Origin of the sequence: Edaphosphingomonas haloaromaticamans (genome assembly GCF_001853345.1) — a bacterium.
Lineage (GTDB): Bacteria > Pseudomonadota > Alphaproteobacteria > Sphingomonadales > Sphingomonadaceae > Sphingomonas_E > Sphingomonas_E fennica.
In genome coordinates, this window is record NZ_MIPT01000001.1 from 2,399,411 (window position 1) to 2,415,085 (window position 15,675).

Annotated in this window: 15 protein-coding genes and 1 tRNA gene; 8 read left to right on the forward strand and 8 right to left on the reverse strand. The window is 66.4% G+C overall.

The features are described 5' to 3' along the window. Positions 1–115: 115 nt before the first annotated feature. From BHE75_RS11130 to BHE75_RS11145, 4 genes are read right to left on the reverse strand one after another with little or no spacing between them, the layout of a single operon-like run. Positions 116–1,087, reverse strand: a complete 972-nt coding sequence (locus BHE75_RS11130) for an alpha/beta hydrolase (protein ID WP_070933906.1) — start codon at positions 1,085–1,087, stop codon at positions 116–118. Between the two features lie 16 nt (positions 1,088–1,103). After that, the gene (locus tag BHE75_RS11135; protein ID WP_041865032.1) at positions 1,104–2,711 is read right to left on the reverse strand and encodes an acyl-CoA carboxylase subunit beta; all 1,608 of its coding nucleotides are present in this window, start codon (positions 2,709–2,711) and stop codon (positions 1,104–1,106) included. Beyond that, positions 2,711–3,133 carry an acetyl-CoA carboxylase biotin carboxyl carrier protein subunit gene (locus BHE75_RS11140; RefSeq protein ID WP_015456894.1) on the reverse strand — a complete coding sequence of 141 codons (423 nt, stop codon included), beginning with the start codon at positions 3,131–3,133 and terminating at the stop codon, positions 2,711–2,713. The genes BHE75_RS11135 and BHE75_RS11140 overlap by 1 nt, the downstream gene beginning before the upstream one ends. Beyond that, entirely contained in the window at positions 3,133–4,608 is a 1,476-nt protein-coding gene (locus BHE75_RS11145; protein ID WP_070933907.1) for an acetyl-CoA carboxylase biotin carboxylase subunit, read from the reverse strand. The genes BHE75_RS11140 and BHE75_RS11145 overlap by 1 nt, the downstream gene beginning before the upstream one ends. Before the next feature lie 137 nt (positions 4,609–4,745). On the opposite strand from BHE75_RS11145, the gene BHE75_RS11150 reads away from it, so the two are divergent. Together BHE75_RS11150 and BHE75_RS11155 are read left to right on the forward strand one after the other, a co-directional pair. Continuing rightward, entirely contained in the window at positions 4,746–5,930 is a 1,185-nt protein-coding gene (locus BHE75_RS11150) for an acyl-CoA dehydrogenase family protein (RefSeq protein WP_015456896.1), read from the forward strand. After that, positions 5,930–6,778 carry an SDR family oxidoreductase gene (locus BHE75_RS11155; protein WP_070933908.1) on the forward strand — a complete coding sequence of 283 codons (849 nt, stop codon included), beginning with the start codon at positions 5,930–5,932 and terminating at the stop codon, positions 6,776–6,778. The genes BHE75_RS11150 and BHE75_RS11155 overlap by 1 nt, the downstream gene beginning before the upstream one ends. Positions 6,779–7,090: 312 nt before the next feature. On the opposite strand, the gene BHE75_RS11160 is transcribed toward BHE75_RS11155, so the two are convergent. Further along, positions 7,091–7,648 (reverse strand): Lrp/AsnC family transcriptional regulator, encoded by a 558-nt coding sequence (locus tag BHE75_RS11160; RefSeq protein ID WP_254684426.1) that lies wholly within the window; start codon positions 7,646–7,648, stop codon positions 7,091–7,093. Positions 7,649–8,180: 532 nt separating this feature from the next. Here BHE75_RS11160 and BHE75_RS11165 point away from each other — a divergent pair. Genes BHE75_RS11165 through BHE75_RS11175 form a run of 3 tightly spaced genes read left to right on the forward strand, consistent with a single transcriptional unit; the run spans position 8,181 to position 11,091 of the window. Then, positions 8,181–9,053: a helix-turn-helix transcriptional regulator gene (locus tag BHE75_RS11165; protein ID WP_070933909.1), complete on the forward strand. Its 873-nt coding sequence runs from the start codon at positions 8,181–8,183 to the stop codon at positions 9,051–9,053. Positions 9,054–9,100: 47 nt separating this feature from the next. After that, positions 9,101–10,348, forward strand: coding sequence for an MFS transporter (locus tag BHE75_RS11170; protein ID WP_070933910.1), 1,248 nt, complete (start codon positions 9,101–9,103; stop codon positions 10,346–10,348). Continuing rightward, on the forward strand, positions 10,345–11,091 hold the full coding sequence (locus tag BHE75_RS11175) for an SDR family NAD(P)-dependent oxidoreductase (protein WP_070933911.1): 747 nt from the start codon (positions 10,345–10,347) through the stop codon (positions 11,089–11,091). Before BHE75_RS11170 ends, BHE75_RS11175 begins: the two co-directional genes overlap by 4 nt. On the opposite strand, the gene BHE75_RS11180 is transcribed toward BHE75_RS11175, so the two are convergent. Continuing rightward, positions 11,076–11,789 carry an EthD domain-containing protein gene (locus tag BHE75_RS11180; RefSeq protein ID WP_254684427.1) on the reverse strand — a complete coding sequence of 238 codons (714 nt, stop codon included), beginning with the start codon at positions 11,787–11,789 and terminating at the stop codon, positions 11,076–11,078. The genes BHE75_RS11175 and BHE75_RS11180 overlap by 16 nt on opposite strands. A gap of 7 nt (positions 11,790–11,796) precedes the next feature. After that, the gene (locus BHE75_RS11185) at positions 11,797–12,210 is read right to left on the reverse strand and encodes an RrF2 family transcriptional regulator (protein ID WP_015456903.1); all 414 of its coding nucleotides are present in this window, start codon (positions 12,208–12,210) and stop codon (positions 11,797–11,799) included. Positions 12,211–12,329: 119 nt separating this feature from the next. On the opposite strand from BHE75_RS11185, the gene BHE75_RS11190 reads away from it, so the two are divergent. The 3 genes from BHE75_RS11190 (at position 12,330) to BHE75_RS11200 (ending at position 14,608) form a co-directional block, all read left to right on the forward strand. Continuing rightward, positions 12,330–12,406: transfer RNA gene (locus BHE75_RS11190), tRNA-His, on the forward strand. Between the two features lie 100 nt (positions 12,407–12,506). Continuing rightward, positions 12,507–13,556, forward strand: coding sequence for a Leu/Phe/Val dehydrogenase (locus tag BHE75_RS11195; RefSeq protein ID WP_015456904.1), 1,050 nt, complete (start codon positions 12,507–12,509; stop codon positions 13,554–13,556). A 239-nt stretch (positions 13,557–13,795) separates the two neighbouring features. Next, entirely contained in the window at positions 13,796–14,608 is an 813-nt protein-coding gene (locus BHE75_RS11200) for a nidogen-like domain-containing protein (RefSeq protein ID WP_070933912.1), read from the forward strand. Between the two features lie 56 nt (positions 14,609–14,664). Here BHE75_RS11200 and BHE75_RS11205 read toward each other — a convergent pair whose 3' ends face one another. Then, positions 14,665–15,591 carry a DMT family transporter gene (locus tag BHE75_RS11205; protein WP_015456906.1) on the reverse strand — a complete coding sequence of 309 codons (927 nt, stop codon included), beginning with the start codon at positions 15,589–15,591 and terminating at the stop codon, positions 14,665–14,667. Positions 15,592–15,675: the final 84 nt, after the last annotated feature.

Sequence of the window (15,675 nt, forward strand, 5' to 3'; positions counted from 1 at the left end):
GTCTCTCCCATATTGCCGATTTGCGGCCTGGAGTGACTAATCGGTGGGCAGGCGGGGCATCCGCAAGCGCAAACTACTTCCAGATTGCGCCAAATGCGCCAAAATGCGTAGAGACTCAGCCGATAGCGCGGCGGAGCGCCTCCAGGCTAGCGCTGTTGAAGCCGCGCGAGACAGCGGCATCGGGCGCGAAGCCGTTGAAGCCGTGATAGGCGCCGGGGGCCACGACCAGCTCGGTCGGCACGCCGGCGGCGATCAGCCGCCGGCCATAATCGAGATTCTCGCCGACGAAGAGGTCGAGCGCGGCGGTGCCGAGGAAGGTGGGCGGCAGGCCGGAAAGATCCTCCACCCGCGCCGGCACCGCATTGCGCGGCGGCTCGCCGGTGCCGGCGGGATGGCCGAGCAGGGCGGACCAGCCAAAGGCGTTGGAGGCGGCCGTCCACACGAAATCGCCGGCATAGGGCAGGGCGGGCACGGTCGATCCCGTCCGGTCGTCGATCATGGGATAGATCAGATGCTGGTGCCGGATGCGATATTCGCCGCGATCGCGCGCGACCAACGCCAGCGATGCGGCATGGCCGCCGCCCGCGCTTTCGCCGCCGATCGCGATGCGCTGGTGATCCACGCCTAGCCGGTTGGCATTGGCATGCAGCCAGCCGAGCGCGGCATAGCAATCCTCGACCGCGCCGGGCCAGCGCGTTTCCGGGGCGAGGCGATAGTCGACCGAGAGCAGGATGCAGCCGATCGCGGCCGCCAGCGATCGGTTGGAAAGCTCGCTCATCGCCGCATCGCCCAGCACATAGCCGCCGCCATGGATGTGGAGATAGGCGCCGCTCTGCCCGGTCCGGCCGGGGGGCGTGTAGAGCAGGCAGGACACGTCCGGCCCGCCATCGCGCCCCGGCACGGTGATGCGCTCCACCGCAACGCCCGCCGCCGGCCCCTGCGGCGGGGGAACGTCCACGCCGAAGCCTTGCGCGCGCATGACCGGTAGCAGGTCTTCGTTCAGGTCGAAGGTCGGAAACGCATCGAGCGCGGCCCGGAGCTCGGGATCGACGAGATGCAGGCTGGCGGAATGCGTCTCGACAGTCATGGTCTTCTCCCGATCGCTACAGGCGGAAGACCCCATAATGCGGGTCTTCGATCGGCGCGTTCAGCGCCGCGCTGATGGCTATCCCGAGCGCGTTGCGCGTGTCCACCGGATCGAGCAAGCCGTCGTCCCAAATTTCGGACGTGGCGTAATAAGCGCTTTGTTCGCGCTTATAGCCTTCGATCACCGGATCGCGGATCGCGTCGATCTGCTCCGCCGTCAGCGTATCGCCGTTACGGGCGAGCTGGCGCAGCTTGATGTCGGTCAGCACGTTGGCGGCCTGCTCCGCGCCCATCACCGATGTCTGCCCCTGCGGCCAGCTGAACAGGAAGCGGCTGTCGAAGGCGCGGCCGGACATGCCGTAGACGCCGGCCCCGAACGCGCCGTTGCAGTTGACGGTGAACTTGGGCACCGACGCGCCCGAAACCGCCATGATCATCTTGGCGCCATCCTTGGAGATGCCGCGCCGTTCATATTCGCGGCCGACCATGAAGCCGGTGATGTTCTGCAGGAAGATCAGCGGCGTGCGGTTCTTGTCGCAGAGCTGGATGAAGTGCGCGCCCTTCAGCGAGCTGTCGTTGAACAGCACGCCGTTATTGGCGAGGATGCCGACCTGATAGCCCCAGATGCGGGCGAAGCCGCAGACCAGCGTCTCGCCGTAACGCGGCTGATATTCGTGGAAGCGGCTGCCGTCGACGATGCGGGCGATCACCTCGCGCATGTCGAAGGTGGTGCGGCTGTCCTGCGGCAATATGCCGTAGAGTTCCTGCGGATCGTAATATGGCGGCTCGGGCTCGGCCCAATCGACCTGCGCCTTTTCCGCGCGGGTGAAGCGGCCGACGATCTCGCGCGCGATGGCGATGGCGTGCCGTTCGGACGAGGCGGGATAGTCCGCCGTGCCGGACACGCTGGTATGCATGTCGGCGCCGCCCAGTTCCTCCACCGTCACTTCCTCGCCGGTCGCGGCCTTCACCAGCGGCGGGCCGCCCAGGAAGATCGCGCCGGTGCCCCGGACGATGACGTTGTAATCGCTGAGCGCGGGGATATAGGCCCCGCCCGCCGTGCAATGGCCCATGACGACGGCCACCTGCGGCACGCCCATCTTGGAAAGGATGGACTGGTTCCGGAAGATGCGCCCGGCATGATAGCGATCGGCGAAGAATTCGGCCTGCAAGGGCAGGAAGCCGCCTGCCGAATCGCACAGATGCACCACCGGCAGCCGATTCTCGATCGCGATATCCAGCGTGCGGACGATCTTCTTCACCGACAGCGGATACCAGGCACCGCCCTTTACGGAGGCGTCGTCGGCGTGGATCACCACCTCGCGGCCGGAAACCACGCCGATGCCGGAAAGCTGGCCGGCACCGGGCACATCGCCGTCATACGCCATGTTGGCGGCCAGCGTGGAAAGCTCCAGGAACGGGGTGCCAGGGTCCAGCAGCGCCTCCAGGCGGTCGCGCAGGAACATCTTCCCCTGCCGGTCCAGCCGATCGCGGTCGCGCTGGGGGCGGACATTGCGGACGGCCTCCTGCTTCTCCCGCAGTTCCGCCACCATCCGCAGATTGTGCGCGCGATTGGCCTGATAGGTCGTCCCGGACGTGTCGATCCGGCTGTGGATGCGGCGCATCATAGGGCGATTGCTTCCAGGGTTATGAGCGCGGCATCGCGTTCGAAGGTCTGGCCGATGGCGCGATGCACCGTCATCACCACGCCGTCGCGCGGGGCCTTGATGGCGGTTTCCAGCTTCATGCTTTCGATCACCATCATGATCTCGCCCTCGGCGACGCTGTCGCCGTCCGTCACCGCCACCTGGATCACCGATCCGGGCATGGGCGCGCGGGCCACGTCATCACCGCCGCTGGCGCTTTCCTCCTCGAAATGGGTGATGGGGTCCTGCCAGACCAGCTCGTGCGCGGCGCCATCGACATGGACCCAGATATGGTCCCCGTCCCTCGCCACGATCGCCTCTTCCGGCGGCGGTGCTTTCAGGTCCGCCGGGGCCAGCGCCGCCGGATGGGCGACGCCGTCGATCAGGAAAAATCCGGGCATCAGTTCCGCCACCCCCCGATAGCCGCGTGCATCGCCGGGATCTCGGCCGCCTCGCGCACCAGTTCGGGCACGTGCCGGGCGGCGATCGCGACCAGCCGGGCCAGCGTCGCCTCGTCGGCCACGGGCTCCGCCGCCAGTTCGGTCCTTTCGCCGATCAGGCCGGTATGGATGTCGCCCGCGATTACGGCCGGATCGCCCATCAACCGGCGGAGATAGCCGATATTGGTCTTGAGCCCGAGCAGCACCAGGCCGGCCAGCGCCCTGTCGGCACGGGCGATCGCCTCGGCGCGATCTTCGCCCTGGACGATCAGCTTGCCGATCATCGGATCGAACGCCGCCGATATCCGCCCGCCTTCGCTGACCCCGCCGTCGAAGCGGGCGCCGGCCGGCGCCGCCAGCCGCAGCACCGGGCCGGTCGTGGGCGCGAAATCGCGGGCGCTGTCCTCCGCGCAGATGCGCAGCTCGATCGCATGGCCGGAGCGCGTGACCTCGGCCTGATCGAAGGCCAGCGGCTGTCCGGCGGCGATGCGGAGCTGCTGCTCCACCAGGTCGATGCCGGTGATCGCTTCCGTCACCGGATGTTCCACCTGGAGGCGGGTGTTCATCTCCAGAAAGTAGAATTCGCCCTGGCCGTAGATGAACTCCACCGTTCCGGCGTTGCGATAGCCGGCCGCCCGCGCGACGCCCGCGGCCGTCTCGCAGATCCGCTCGCGCTCCTGCGGCGTGAGCGCGGGGGAGGGGGCTTCCTCCACGATCTTCTGGAAACGGCGCTGCAGCGAGCATTCGCGTTCGAACAGGTGGACGACATTGCCATGCGCGTCGCCCAGCACCTGCACCTCGATATGGCGGGGGCGTTCGATATAGCGTTCGACGAACAGTCGCCCGTCGCCGAAATAGCGTTCGCCCTCGCTCCGGCCGCGCGCGATCTCCTGCTCCAGCACCGCCATGTCGCGCACGATGCGCATGCCCTTGCCGCCGCCGCCGGCCGAAGGCTTTATCAGGATCGGCGCGCCGAGCGCGCGGGCGCGTTCCACGAAGGTCGCGGGATCATCGTCCTCGATGGCCGAGGGTGCGACGGGGAAGCCATGCTGTTCGACGAAGGCGCGCGCGCGCACCTTGTCCCCCATCAGCTCGATCGTGTCCGGCTCCGGCCCGACGAAGATCATGCCGGCCGCCGCCACGGCGCGCGCGAAGCCCGCATTCTCCGAAAGGAAGCCATAGCCCGGATGGATCGCCCCGGCGCCCATGTCGCGCGCCGCCGCGATGATCTGCGGAATATCGAGGAAAGCGGCGACCGGCGTCGGCCCTTCGATCCAGCGCACGTCGTCGGCCAGCGCGAGCGCGGGCGATCCCTCGTCCACGCGGTGCGCCACCAGCAGCGCGCGCAGGCCCAGCGCCTTCACCGTGCGCGCCACGCGCGCGGCGATCTCGCCGCGATTGGCGATCAGCACCGATTCGAATGGAAAGGCGGTCATCCCGCTCTGATCCTCCCCAACGTACGCAACTCCCGGCTTTCCGGCTTCGGCCTGCCCGGCCTTGATTGACATAATAGTGAATGGCGTTCATTTTAACGTCAAGGCCCTCGATGAAGGAAGGGCGAAGGGAGCTGGATTTGGGGACGAACATCTTCCCGGGCGGGTTTGCTCTGACGTCGGAGCAGCAGGAGATATTGGATACGGCCAGCGCCTTCGCGCGCGATCGCTTCGCCCCGCTTCAGCAGCGGATGGACGATGAGGAATGGTGGCCGCCGGAAGCGATGCCGGAGCTTGGCCGCATGGGCTTCCTGGGCGTCACCGCGCCCGCCCGCTTCGGCGGCGCGGACAGCGATTTCTTCACCTCGGGCCTGATCGCGCAAGGATTGGCGCGGTGGAACCATTCGATCGCGCTGAGCTATGTCGCGCATGAGAATCTCTGCCTCAACAATATCGCCCGCAATGCATCGGAGGAGGTGAAGGCGCGTTACCTGCCGGGCCTGTGCGACGGGTCCGCGATCGGCGCGCTGGGCCTTACCGAGCCGGGCGCAGGCTCCGACGCGCTCGGCTCCATGGCCACCACGGCGCGCCGCGAGGGTGGCAAATATCTGCTCAACGGCCGCAAGCTCTATATCACCAACGGGCCCGTGGCGGACGTGATCCTCGTCTATGCGCGGACCGACAAGGAAGCCGGCACCAAGGGCATTTCGGCCTTCATCGTGGAAAAGGGCTTCAAGGGCTTCAAGGTCGCCCAGAAGCTGGACAAGATGGGCTTCCGCGGATCGACCACCGCGGAACTGGTGTTCGACGATTGCGAGGTGCCGGCGGAAAATCTCGTCGGCGTGGAAAATCGCGGCGTCGGCATTGTCATGAGCGGCCTCGATCTCGAACGCGCCGTGGTGGCGATGCTCAATGTCGGCATGGCCGAGCGCGCGCTCGATCTCGCCATCGATTATGCCAGGACGCGCACCCAGTTCGGCCGGCCGATCGGGGAATTCCAGCTCGTTCAGGGCAAGCTGGCCGAGATGTATGTGGGCGTCGAGACGATGAAGGCGCTCTGCTACCGCACGCTCGCCGAATGCAACGCGATCGGCGAGGATGGCGGCGGCCGGGGCGAGATCCACAAGCTAACGGCGGCGGCGATCCTCCATGCGGCGGAAACCTGCACGCGCGTGATCTCCGATTCGGTCCAGATCCACGGCGGCGTCGGCTATATGCGCGAGGCGGAGATCAACCGGCTCTACCGCGCTTCCAAGCTGCTGGAGATCGGCGCCGGCACCAGCGAGATCCGCAAGCTCATCATCGCCGGCGAGCTGCTGCGCTGATGAGCGAGGTCTATGGGCGCAGCGACGAGGAACTCGCGACGATCCCGATCGCGCTGGCGCCGGGCCTGTTCGCGGGCAAGGTGGTGGTGGTATCCGGCGCGGGCAGCGGCATCGGCCGGGCGGTGGCGCACTGGTTCGCGAGGCTGGGGGCCAAGCTGGTGCTGTGCGGCCGCAAGGCGGAAAAGCTGGAGGCGACGGCCGCCGGCCTTTCCCGCTATGCCGCCGAAACCCTGGTCCATCCGCTGTCGATCCGCGATCCCGAGGCGGTTGCCGCCATGTTCGATGCCGCGTGGGCGCATTTCGGCCGGGTCGATATCCTCGTCAACAATGCCGGCGGCCAGTTCCCGCAGGCGGCGATCGATTTTTCGTCCAAGGGCTGGGCGGCGGTGATCGACACCAACCTCAACGGCACCTGGTACATGATGCAGGCGGCCGCCCGGAAATGGCGCGATGCCGGCCTGCCGGGATCGATCGTCAACGTCGCCACCGTCATCTGGCGGGGCATGCCCGGCGTCGCCCATACCTGCGCGGCGCGCGCGGGTGTGATCTACGGCTCCAAGACGGTCGCGATCGAATGGGCGCCGCTCAACATCCGGGTGAACTGCGTGTCCCCCGGCATCATCGCCACCGAGGGCATGGCCGTCTATTCGGATGAGGCACGGGCGGAGATGCCGAACACCAACCTGATGCGGCGTTTCGGCCAGGTCGAGGATATCGCCAATGCCGTCTGCTATCTCGCCGGCGATGCCGGCGGCTTCATCACCGGCGAGGTGCTGACGATCGATGGCGGCAACCAGCTCTGGGGCGATCAGTGGACCATCCCCAAGCCGGATTTCTTCAGGATCTGAGCGCCTGGGCGGGCGAGGAGGGTTGGGGAATGGGGCGTCGCCATTCCCTGATCGTCATGCAGGATCTGTTTCGGCTTTCATCGCGCGCCTCTCCGGCCGGAGAAATGAACTCTGAAAGCCCCCTTCGTCATTCCCGCGAAGGCGGAAATCCATTGTGTCGGGCGCCATCGACTCCATCGAGCCAACCGCATCCTTGGATTCCCGCCTTCGCGGGAATGACGGGGAGGGAGGCTGGCGAAATGGCGCCCCCCAACCGATGCTCCGGTCGTCAGGCAGGCCCGCGCGGCGTTGGCCGGAATGTGCCCGCGCCGCTTAGAACGGAGCCCATTCCGATACATATTTCATCACCTTGAGCGCGACCGACGGGAATATCTGGTCGACGCCGCGCACCTTGGCGATCACGCCAGTCAATAGCTGGTCCAGTTCGTGAACATCGCGTGCGACCAGCTGGACCTCGAGGTCGTGGATGCCGATCGCCACGGCCACGGTGATAACCTGTTCCATCTCCGCCAGCTCGGCCGCCACGTCGGCGGCGGGACGGCCGCGCACCTGGATGCCGACGGCGGACACGCAATTATAGCCGAGCGCCGCCAGATCGCGCATCGCGACCACGCGCACGATGTCATTATCCTCCAGCCGCCTGAGATGCGCGCGGACGGTGGCTTCCTTCACGCCCACTTCGGTCGCGAGATCGCGGGTGGCGATCCGGCCGTTGCAGCGAAGTGCGGCGATGATCTTCTCGTCCAGGCCGTCAATATCGAACGGCGCCCCTGCCTTCTTCACCATCGCCGGATCAGACGTCGATGAAGCGCGATATATGAGACGGCCGCGATGGCCCGAATAATCCTGCTCCATGGCCGTTCCCGCCATAGTTTTCACCGAAGACGGCGCCCTTATCTTCGCTCAAGCGATCCCCCTGCAATCGAAATTCATCTTGCCTGTTGATCGTCGCGACGGAAGTTCGGGGCATTCCTGCCGGACTTCGGAGAATCCATTGAAGAATTCTCATTCCGGCTTCCCCATTCCATCGAAACGACCGGATCACCTTAGCGGATCGGAACGCCGATACCCGTTACTACGCACCAGCGCGGGCGAACCTCATCACCTTTGCGGCCCATATCCCCTCCACGTCTCGATTGGTCGTCCCCGNCGCGCGGGAAAGCCTTTGCCGTCCGGCCAAATGCGCAATTGTTCGTTCGCTATATTCCGCATTGCGGCATGTTGTGGCAGCATGGACGCAGCGACGCGGATATTGCGGGGCGGAGCGGCGCGCCGCAAAGGTTGATTGCGGCCCAACAGATGATAGTCTTGCCAGCAAGATCGCTCAGCGGACGGCGCCCGGATAATCGGGCAGGGCCAGAAAGGCCGGTCGCCGCGTTCGTTCGTGGAGGATAGCTGGGTCATGCACAAGGATCAGGCCGGAGCAATCGAACAGCATTTCGCCGTCGGCGATTTCCGGCTCGATGTGCTTTCGCAGCCCGATACCGGCCCCTTCACCCGCACCCATCTCGTCGACTATCCTTCGATCGCCTATCTGCCGACCGGACAGGGGGAGGATCCGGTGCGCGGCTGCTTCGGCGAGCCGCGATCGCACCGTTCCTTCGTGCCCTTCGGCGCGGCGGTACTGGTGCCCGCCAACCTTGCCGTCCACGTCCAGTCCACCGGCTATGCGGAACGGCGGCTGCTGATCTGCCGTTTCGACCCGGATATTTTCGAAAGCCTGACCGGGCTTGGCGCCAATGCCAGCGGTGACGAGCTTGCCGCCTGCATCGACGTTCGCGACGCGGCGGTGCTGGCCACGCTGGAACGGCTTTCCATCGCGGTCAGCCGGCCGTCCACGGCGCGCGAGATGCTGGTGCGCGGGCTCGGCATGGTCCTGCTGGCGGAGCTGACCCGCCATTTCGAGCTGGTGCGCGAGCGCGGCTTCCACAGGGCCGGCACGCTCGCGCCCTGGCAGCTCAAGCGGATCGACCAGCGGCTGGCCGACGAAAGCAAGCCCGTGCCCAGCGTGTCAGAGCTTGCATCGCTGTGCGGCATCGGCCGCCGCCATCTGATGCGCGCCTTCAAGGCGACGCGCGGATCGACGGTGATGGAGCATGTCGAGCGGACGCTCTTCGCCCGCGCCGCGCGGATGCTGGGGGAAACCACCATTCCGGTGAAGTCGCTCGCCGTCTCGCTCGGCTATGAACGGCAGGGCAGCTTTTCTGCGGCCTTCCGCCGCCGTTTCGGCGAAACCCCCCGGGACTATCGCGCGCGCGCCTCGGCCGGGCGCTGACCGGCCGATGGCATTGCGGCCCCCGCGCCCTCATCCGTGATCCGCCGATGAAGCCTCACCGGGCGGAGGGAACTCCGCAACGCCTGCGCGCGGCCGATATCGGCCTGATCGCGATGCTCGCCTTCGTGGTGATGTTCGAGGGCTTCGACATCAGCCTGACCAGCGTGGTCCTGCCTTTCGTCGGCAAGGCTTATGGCGTGGATGCGGAGGGGCTGGGCCGATCGCTTTCGGTGATCGGGCTGGGCGCGATCGCGGCCTGGTTCGTGATCCGGCTGAGCGACCGCTTCGGCCGGCGGCCGGTGCTGCTGCTTTCGGCCGGGGCCTTCTCGATCGGATCGCTCGCAACGATCCTGATGCCGACGATCGAAAGCTATACGCTGGTGCAGGCGCTCACCCGCATCGCCTTGGTCTCCCAGATCGCCACGGCCTATCTGATCGTGTCGGAAAGCCTGCCGCCCGCGCTGCGCGGCCGCGCGGCCGGCCTGCTCGGGGCTTGCGGCAGCTTCGGCGCGGCGCTGCCGGCGGCCCTGCTGGCGACGGTGCTCGATACATCCTTGTCATGGCGGGGGCTGTTCCTTGTCGGTGGGGCGCCCCTGATCATCCTGCCTCTGTTGTGGTTCCGGCTTGGCGAAACGCCGGCTTTCACAGCGCGCAAGGCTGCGCCGTCCAACGTGTTGGGAGAGCTGCGGATGCTGGTCGCGCCCGGCCTCAGGCGCCGCTTCGTGGCGATGAGCCTCTTATGGCTGATCGTCAATTTCAGCGCCGTCGTATCGACCTTCTTCTTCACTTACTATGTGCTCAACGAACGCGGCTGGACGGCGGCAGACCTCGCGCTGATCGCGCCCTTCGGCCTGGGATCGGCCTTCTTCGGCTATCTTGCCGCCGGCTTCCTGATGGACGGCATCGGTCGGCGGGCGACGGCGGCCCTGTTCTTCGTGGCGAACGGCTTTCTCGTCATGATCTGTTACGCCGCCACCGGCTGGCTGGCGATCGCGGCCTGCTATGTCGGCATCCAGGCGATGCTGGGCACGTGGACGATATGCTTCACCCTCAATGCCGAGCTGTTTCCCACCCATGTCCGGGCGGCGGCCAATGGCTGGTGCCATAACCTCATCGGGCGTTGGGGAATGGTGGGCGCCCCGCTGCTGATCGGTTCGCTTTCCCGCCTTTGGGGGTCCGTTGGCACGACCTGCTTCTGGCTGGGGCTGAGCTGCTTCGCGGCTCTCCCGGTCATCCTGTTCGCGCTGCCCGAAACGCGGGGGCGCAATCTTTCAACCGAGGAGAGTGACGCATGAATCGCATGGTGGGCAAGGTCGCCCTGGTTACCGGCGCCGCATCGGGCATCGGCCGCGCAAGCGCGGTGCGGCTGGCCAGCGAAGGCGCGATCGTGATCTGCGCCGATCGCAATCTGGCGGGGGCGGAAGAGACCGCATCCGGGCTTTCCGGGGCCAGTGCCGTTCAGTTCGATGCCGCGTCCGCCGCCTCGTGCCGCGATCTCGTCGCGCATGTCGTCGCCAGGCACGGCAAGCTCGACGTGCTGTGCAACATCGCCGGCATCGGCGGCTTCGGCCACGCGGCGGAGATCAGCGATGAAAGCTGGGATCAGCTTGTCGCGATCAACCTGTCATCGATCTTCCACCTCACCAAGGCGGCCTTGCCCCATCTGGAGAAGACCCAGGGCAATATCGTCAACATGGCGTCCGCTTCGGGGCTCGTGGGCGCGGCCTATGCCTCGGCCTATTCGGCCACCAAGGCCGGCGTCGTCGGCTATACCCGCACGGTCGCGATCGAATATGCCGCGCGGCAGGTCCGCGTGAACGCCATCTGCCCCGGTGGGGTGGATACGCCGCTGATCGCGGGCGGCATGGGCGATATCGAGGGCGTGGATTTCGCCCTTATCCTGCGAATGTCGCCGAAGATGGCGCCGCTTGCCCAGCCGGAGGACGTGGCCGCCGCCGTCGCCTTCCTGGCATCCGACGACGCCCGTTTCATTACCGGCATCATGCTGCCGGTGGATGGCGGTCAGACGGCGGGCTGAGGCGATATCGGCAGCGCTCCTTCGGCCACCACCTGCAGGCTGGCAAGGAGCGTCCAGCCCGATGGCAGGGAGGGGGCGGCGGCTGCCGTGCCCTCCCGAATCAACAGGGCGTCGCAGGGCGCGCGTGACGCAGCGTCGAACGGCGTCAGGAAATCGAGCGTCACGGCCTCCGCACCGGCCGATGCGGCGACCGCCGCGATCAACCTGGCATTGTCATGCCCGCCGAGGAGCTGGACGGTGCGTGGGCCGAGCGGCACGAGGCGGCCTGTCGGCGCGGGTTCGGCCAGGGCGGGGCGGATGTTGGGCGAATCCGCGAAATTGCGCTCGTCCGCCCGCATCCTTTCCCCGGCCTCGCCGGCCAGCAGCGTGGCGATGGCCGCGGGATCGGCCGTCCAGAATTCGGAAATGCAATCGAAGCCGGGTTCCTGCCCGTCGACGATATGATTGCGGACATAGCCGGCGAAATGGAAATAGCTGTCCGCCAGCGGGGCGTGGCGGGTCTCGTAATAATTGCGGAAATCAGGCCGCGCGATGCCGGCCAGGCGGGGCAGGAAGCCGATCGATTTCATCATGCCGCGATGCTGGCCCCGAACCCGGTCGAGGGAAAGGAGCAGGCGGGAGCCGGTGGCGCTTTCGCCGTCCGATGGCGCGATTTCCGGGCGATCGGGATCGATCGCCCGGCAGGAAATCGCGATCAAATCGGAATTAAACCGCCATTTTCTCCGAAAGCGATACGCGGTCGAGGATGTTGGCCGTTTCATCTCGGACGGAAAGCATCACCGCGCGCAGCCGGCAGGTCGCTTCGTCCACGCAATTTTCGCACGGATGGTAGGCCAGCCGGGCGGCGCAGGGCACCAGCGCCAACGATCCGCGCGTCAGCCGCACGATCTCGCCATAGGTGATCTCCTCGGGTGGCCGCGCCAGCCAGTAGCCGCCTTCCTTGCCGCGCAGCGTCTCCACCAGCCCGGCCCGCTTCATTTCCGAAAGGATCACGGTGAGGAATTTCGCCGGGATGTTCTGCGCCTCCGCAATCTCCGGAAGCTGCACCGGACCCTCGCCATAACGATCCCCCAGATGGAGGAGCGCGCGTATTGCATATCGGGTTCGTTGAGAAAGCACGGCGCGTTCTTTGGCGCTGCCCGTGGCGGAGTGCAAGCATTGCGAAAAGGGCGTGCAACCTTTCCTTGACGATGTGGCATAACCGCCCCTATGGAGCCGCCCACCGACGCAATGTCGTGGCGATCGTAGCTCAATCGGTTAGAGCGCCGGTTTGTGGTACCGGAGGTTGCGGGTTCGATCCCCGTCGATCGCCCCATCACCTTATGGCTTGGGAAGCCGGATGATTTTGGGGATGATTTTCTCGACCAGAAACTTTATTGCAGCAATGCGAAATAAAATTTCTAGAGGTCGAGTCGATGACAGCGCCGTGGGATTTCCCCGATTATGACGACCATGAGGGCGTCCATCTGTTCCGTGATCAGGCATCGGGCCTGACGGCGATCATCGCGATTCACTCGACCGCGCTCGGCCCGGCGGCTGGCGGCACGCGCTTCTGGCATTATCCGAATCGGGCCGACGCCATCACCGATGCGCTGCGCCTGTCGCGGGGGATGAGCTACAAGAACGCCATGGCTGGCCTGCCCATGGGTGGCGGCAAGGGCGTGATCCTCGCCGATCGCAATCGCACCAAGACGCCGGAAATGCTGGCGGCTTTCGGCCGCGCGGTCGAATCGCTCGGTGGGCGCTACGTGACGGCCGAGGATGTCGGCATCACCGATGCGGACATGGTCGAGGTGCGCAAGCAAACCACCCATGTCGCGGGCCTGCCGGTGGGCAGCGACGCGGCCGGCGGCGATCCTGGCCCCTTCACCTCGCTGGGGGTTTTCCTGGGCGTGAAGGCGGCGATTCGCCGTGCGCTGAAGCGGGATGACGTGGCCGGCGTGCATGTGGCGATCCAGGGCGTCGGCAGCGTCGGCGGCGGCCTTGCCCGCCGGCTCGCGGCCGAAGGCGCCCGCCTGACGCTGGCGGACGTCGATGCGGCGCGCGCTGAGCGGCTGGCCGAGGAGCTGGGCGCGAAGACGGTGGCCGCCGGCGATATCGCCCGGGTCGAGGCCGATGTGTTCAGCCCCTGCGCGCTGGGCGCCATCCTCGATGAAGCGAGCATTCCGCTGCTTTCGGTGCCGGTCGTCGCCGGCGGCGCGAACAACCAGCTCGCCACCAAGGAAGATGGCGCGCGCCTCCATGCGCGCGGCGTCCTCTATGCGCCCGATTATGTCATCAACGGGGGCGGCATCATCAATGTCGGCCTGGAATATCTGGGCGGCGCAGACCGCGCCGAAGTCGAACGGCGAATCGGTCATATCCCCGGCCGGCTCGAACAGATCTGGCAGGAAAGCGCGGAGACGGGCGATCCTTCCGCCGAAGTGGCGGACCGCATCGCAAGGCGCCTGATCGGCCGCCACTGAGCGTTATTCCTTGCAAGCAACTGGCGGGCCGGCGAATTTCGTCGGCCCGTCTTGCATGGGCCGCCGGGGCGCGGGTTTCTTCATTTCGGAATAAGGGACTCGGCCTGCCGGGAAGGTCGCATTTGTCTGGACGATCGATCGCCGTTGATGATAATCATTGCCAGAGCATTAACCACATAATAACGTGTTCAACCGGGGTCGCGCCCAACGGGAGGTGACCTGTGCGTTTTTCAGTATTCATGCTTGGCGTGTCGGCGATGTTCGTCGGGGGCGCCGCCTATGCGGATACGACTGTCGTTCCGGCGTCGTCGCTAACGTCCTCCGGTAATTACTACACCGATAATATCGGCGATATCGTAGTGATGACCGGGGGCGGCAACGCGCCGGGGATCGGCAATCCTAGCGGCCGGAACGACGACGGCTTCAGCGGGCCGATCGATCTCGGCTTCAACTTCACGCTGTATGGCAACACCTACAGCTCGCTCTACATCAACAATAACGGCAATGTCAGCTTTGGCGCCGGCATATCGGCTTATGTGCCGACGGGGCCGACGGGTGCCAATGCGCCGCTGGTTTCGGTGTTCTTCGGGGATGTCGATACGCGCGGCGCGAATAGCGGGGTGGTGCATTACCAGCTCGACACCCCCGGCCAGCTCATCGTCACCTGGGACAATGTCGGCCGCTATAATGGGCGATCCGATCTGCTCAACTCGTTCCAGCTCGTGCTGCGCAGCGACGATTTCGTCATCCCGACGAACGAAGGCCAGATCGGCTTCTTCTACAAGAATATGGGTTGGGACCAGACGGACACCAGCCAGGTCGCGGCCATCGGCTTCGGTGACGGGGCCGGCAATGCCACGATACTGGAAGGCTCGCTTTCCTCCGGCCTGAACCGCGTGGTCCAGAACAAATATATCTGGTTCAACGCGAATCTGGAGCCGGTGCCGTCCGGCGTTCCTGAACCGACGACCTGGGCGATGATGCTCATCGGCTTCGGCGTGGTCGGCGTATCGATGCGCCGCCGCCAGCGGGTGCGCGTCGTCTTCGCCTGATCGCGAGTGCCCGGCGGCATGTCCGCCGGGCATCGCACCGCAGATTTTTCCGGCTGTCAGACGGGCGGCGTCGCGGCCACCGAATCGCGGCGCAGGCGATGTTCGCGATAGGCGGTGTAGAGGCCGCTGCCGGCGATCATCGCCGCGCCCGCCAGGGTGGCGAGCGAAGGGCCCGTGGCCCAGATCAGCCAGCCCAGGCTGATGGCGATGATGATCTGCAGATAATCGAACGGCGCCACGGTCGATACCGGGGCCGCGCGCAGCGATGCCGTCATCAGCAGCTGCGCCGCCGCGCCGGCCCAGGCGCCGATGGTCAGCAGGCCGAAGGTGGCGGCGTCATGCCCGCTGCCCCAGATCGCCGTGCCGATGCCGCCGACAATCGCGCAGCCGACGAAGAACCAGAATACGATCGCGCCCACCGTCTCGGTGGAGCCGAGCTGGCGCAGCGTCACCGTCACCGCAGATGTGCCGACCGCGCCGCCCAGCGCCACGAGGATGCCGATCGCGGGCAGGCCGGATGCCGCCCCCGGCCGGGTGATCACCACCACGCCGAGAAAGCCGATCGCCACCGCCAGCCAGCGGTGCCGGCCGACATGTTCGTGCAGCAGCAGCGCCGAAAGGATCGTCGCGAAGATCGGGGCGGTGAAGCCGATGGTGGTGGCGTCCGCCAGCGGCAGCAGGATCAGCGCCGTGAAATTCAGGGTGATGCCCGACAGCCCGATGATCGATCGCCACACATGCGCGCGCGGCCGGTTCGGGCGGATAGTGGCGAAGCCCGGCCCGATCGCCAGCCATGCCAGCACGATCGGCAGGCCGAAGATCGATCGGTAGAACACCATCTCGATCGCGATCACGCCATGTTCGCCGGCCAGCTTCATCGCCGCCTGCATGATGCCGAACATCACCACCGAACCGATCCGAAGCAGGATGCCGCGCATCGGATGGTCGGCGGGGCGCGGGGCGGAGATCGTGGCGGTCGGCATCGCGGCCGGCCATAGGGGGCCTGGCCGGGCAGGAAAACAGCCAAAAAGAAACGGCGGGCATATTTTGTCGCATGCCGGCCCGCT

What these genes read in the sequence shown, in the direction of transcription:
- BHE75_RS11175 (WP_070933911.1), top strand. Translation starts at nt 10,345, where the DNA reads ATGAATCGCATGGTGGGCAAGGTCGCCCTGGTTACCGGCGCCGCATCG.
- BHE75_RS11155 (WP_070933908.1), top strand. Translation starts at nt 5,930, where the DNA reads ATGAGCGAGGTCTATGGGCGCAGCGACGAGGAACTCGCGACGATCCCG.
- BHE75_RS11200 (WP_070933912.1), top strand. Translation starts at nt 13,796, where the DNA reads ATGCTTGGCGTGTCGGCGATGTTCGTCGGGGGCGCCGCCTATGCGGAT.
- BHE75_RS11140 (WP_015456894.1), bottom strand. Translation starts at nt 3,133, where the DNA reads ATGCCCGGATTTTTCCTGATCGACGGCGTCGCCCATCCGGCGGCGCTG.
- BHE75_RS11195 (WP_015456904.1), top strand. Translation starts at nt 12,507, where the DNA reads ATGACAGCGCCGTGGGATTTCCCCGATTATGACGACCATGAGGGCGTC.
- BHE75_RS11170 (WP_070933910.1), top strand. Translation starts at nt 9,101, where the DNA reads ATGAAGCCTCACCGGGCGGAGGGAACTCCGCAACGCCTGCGCGCGGCC.
- BHE75_RS11145 (WP_070933907.1), bottom strand. Translation starts at nt 4,608, where the DNA reads ATGACCGCCTTTCCATTCGAATCGGTGCTGATCGCCAATCGCGGCGAG.
- BHE75_RS11160 (WP_254684426.1), bottom strand. Translation starts at nt 7,648, where the DNA reads ATGGCGGGAACGGCCATGGAGCAGGATTATTCGGGCCATCGCGGCCGT.
- BHE75_RS11205 (WP_015456906.1), bottom strand. Translation starts at nt 15,591, where the DNA reads ATGCCGACCGCCACGATCTCCGCCCCGCGCCCCGCCGACCATCCGATG.
- BHE75_RS11135 (WP_041865032.1), bottom strand. Translation starts at nt 2,711, where the DNA reads ATGCGCCGCATCCACAGCCGGATCGACACGTCCGGGACGACCTATCAG.
- BHE75_RS11165 (WP_070933909.1), top strand. Translation starts at nt 8,181, where the DNA reads ATGCACAAGGATCAGGCCGGAGCAATCGAACAGCATTTCGCCGTCGGC.
- BHE75_RS11130 (WP_070933906.1), bottom strand. Translation starts at nt 1,087, where the DNA reads ATGACTGTCGAGACGCATTCCGCCAGCCTGCATCTCGTCGATCCCGAG.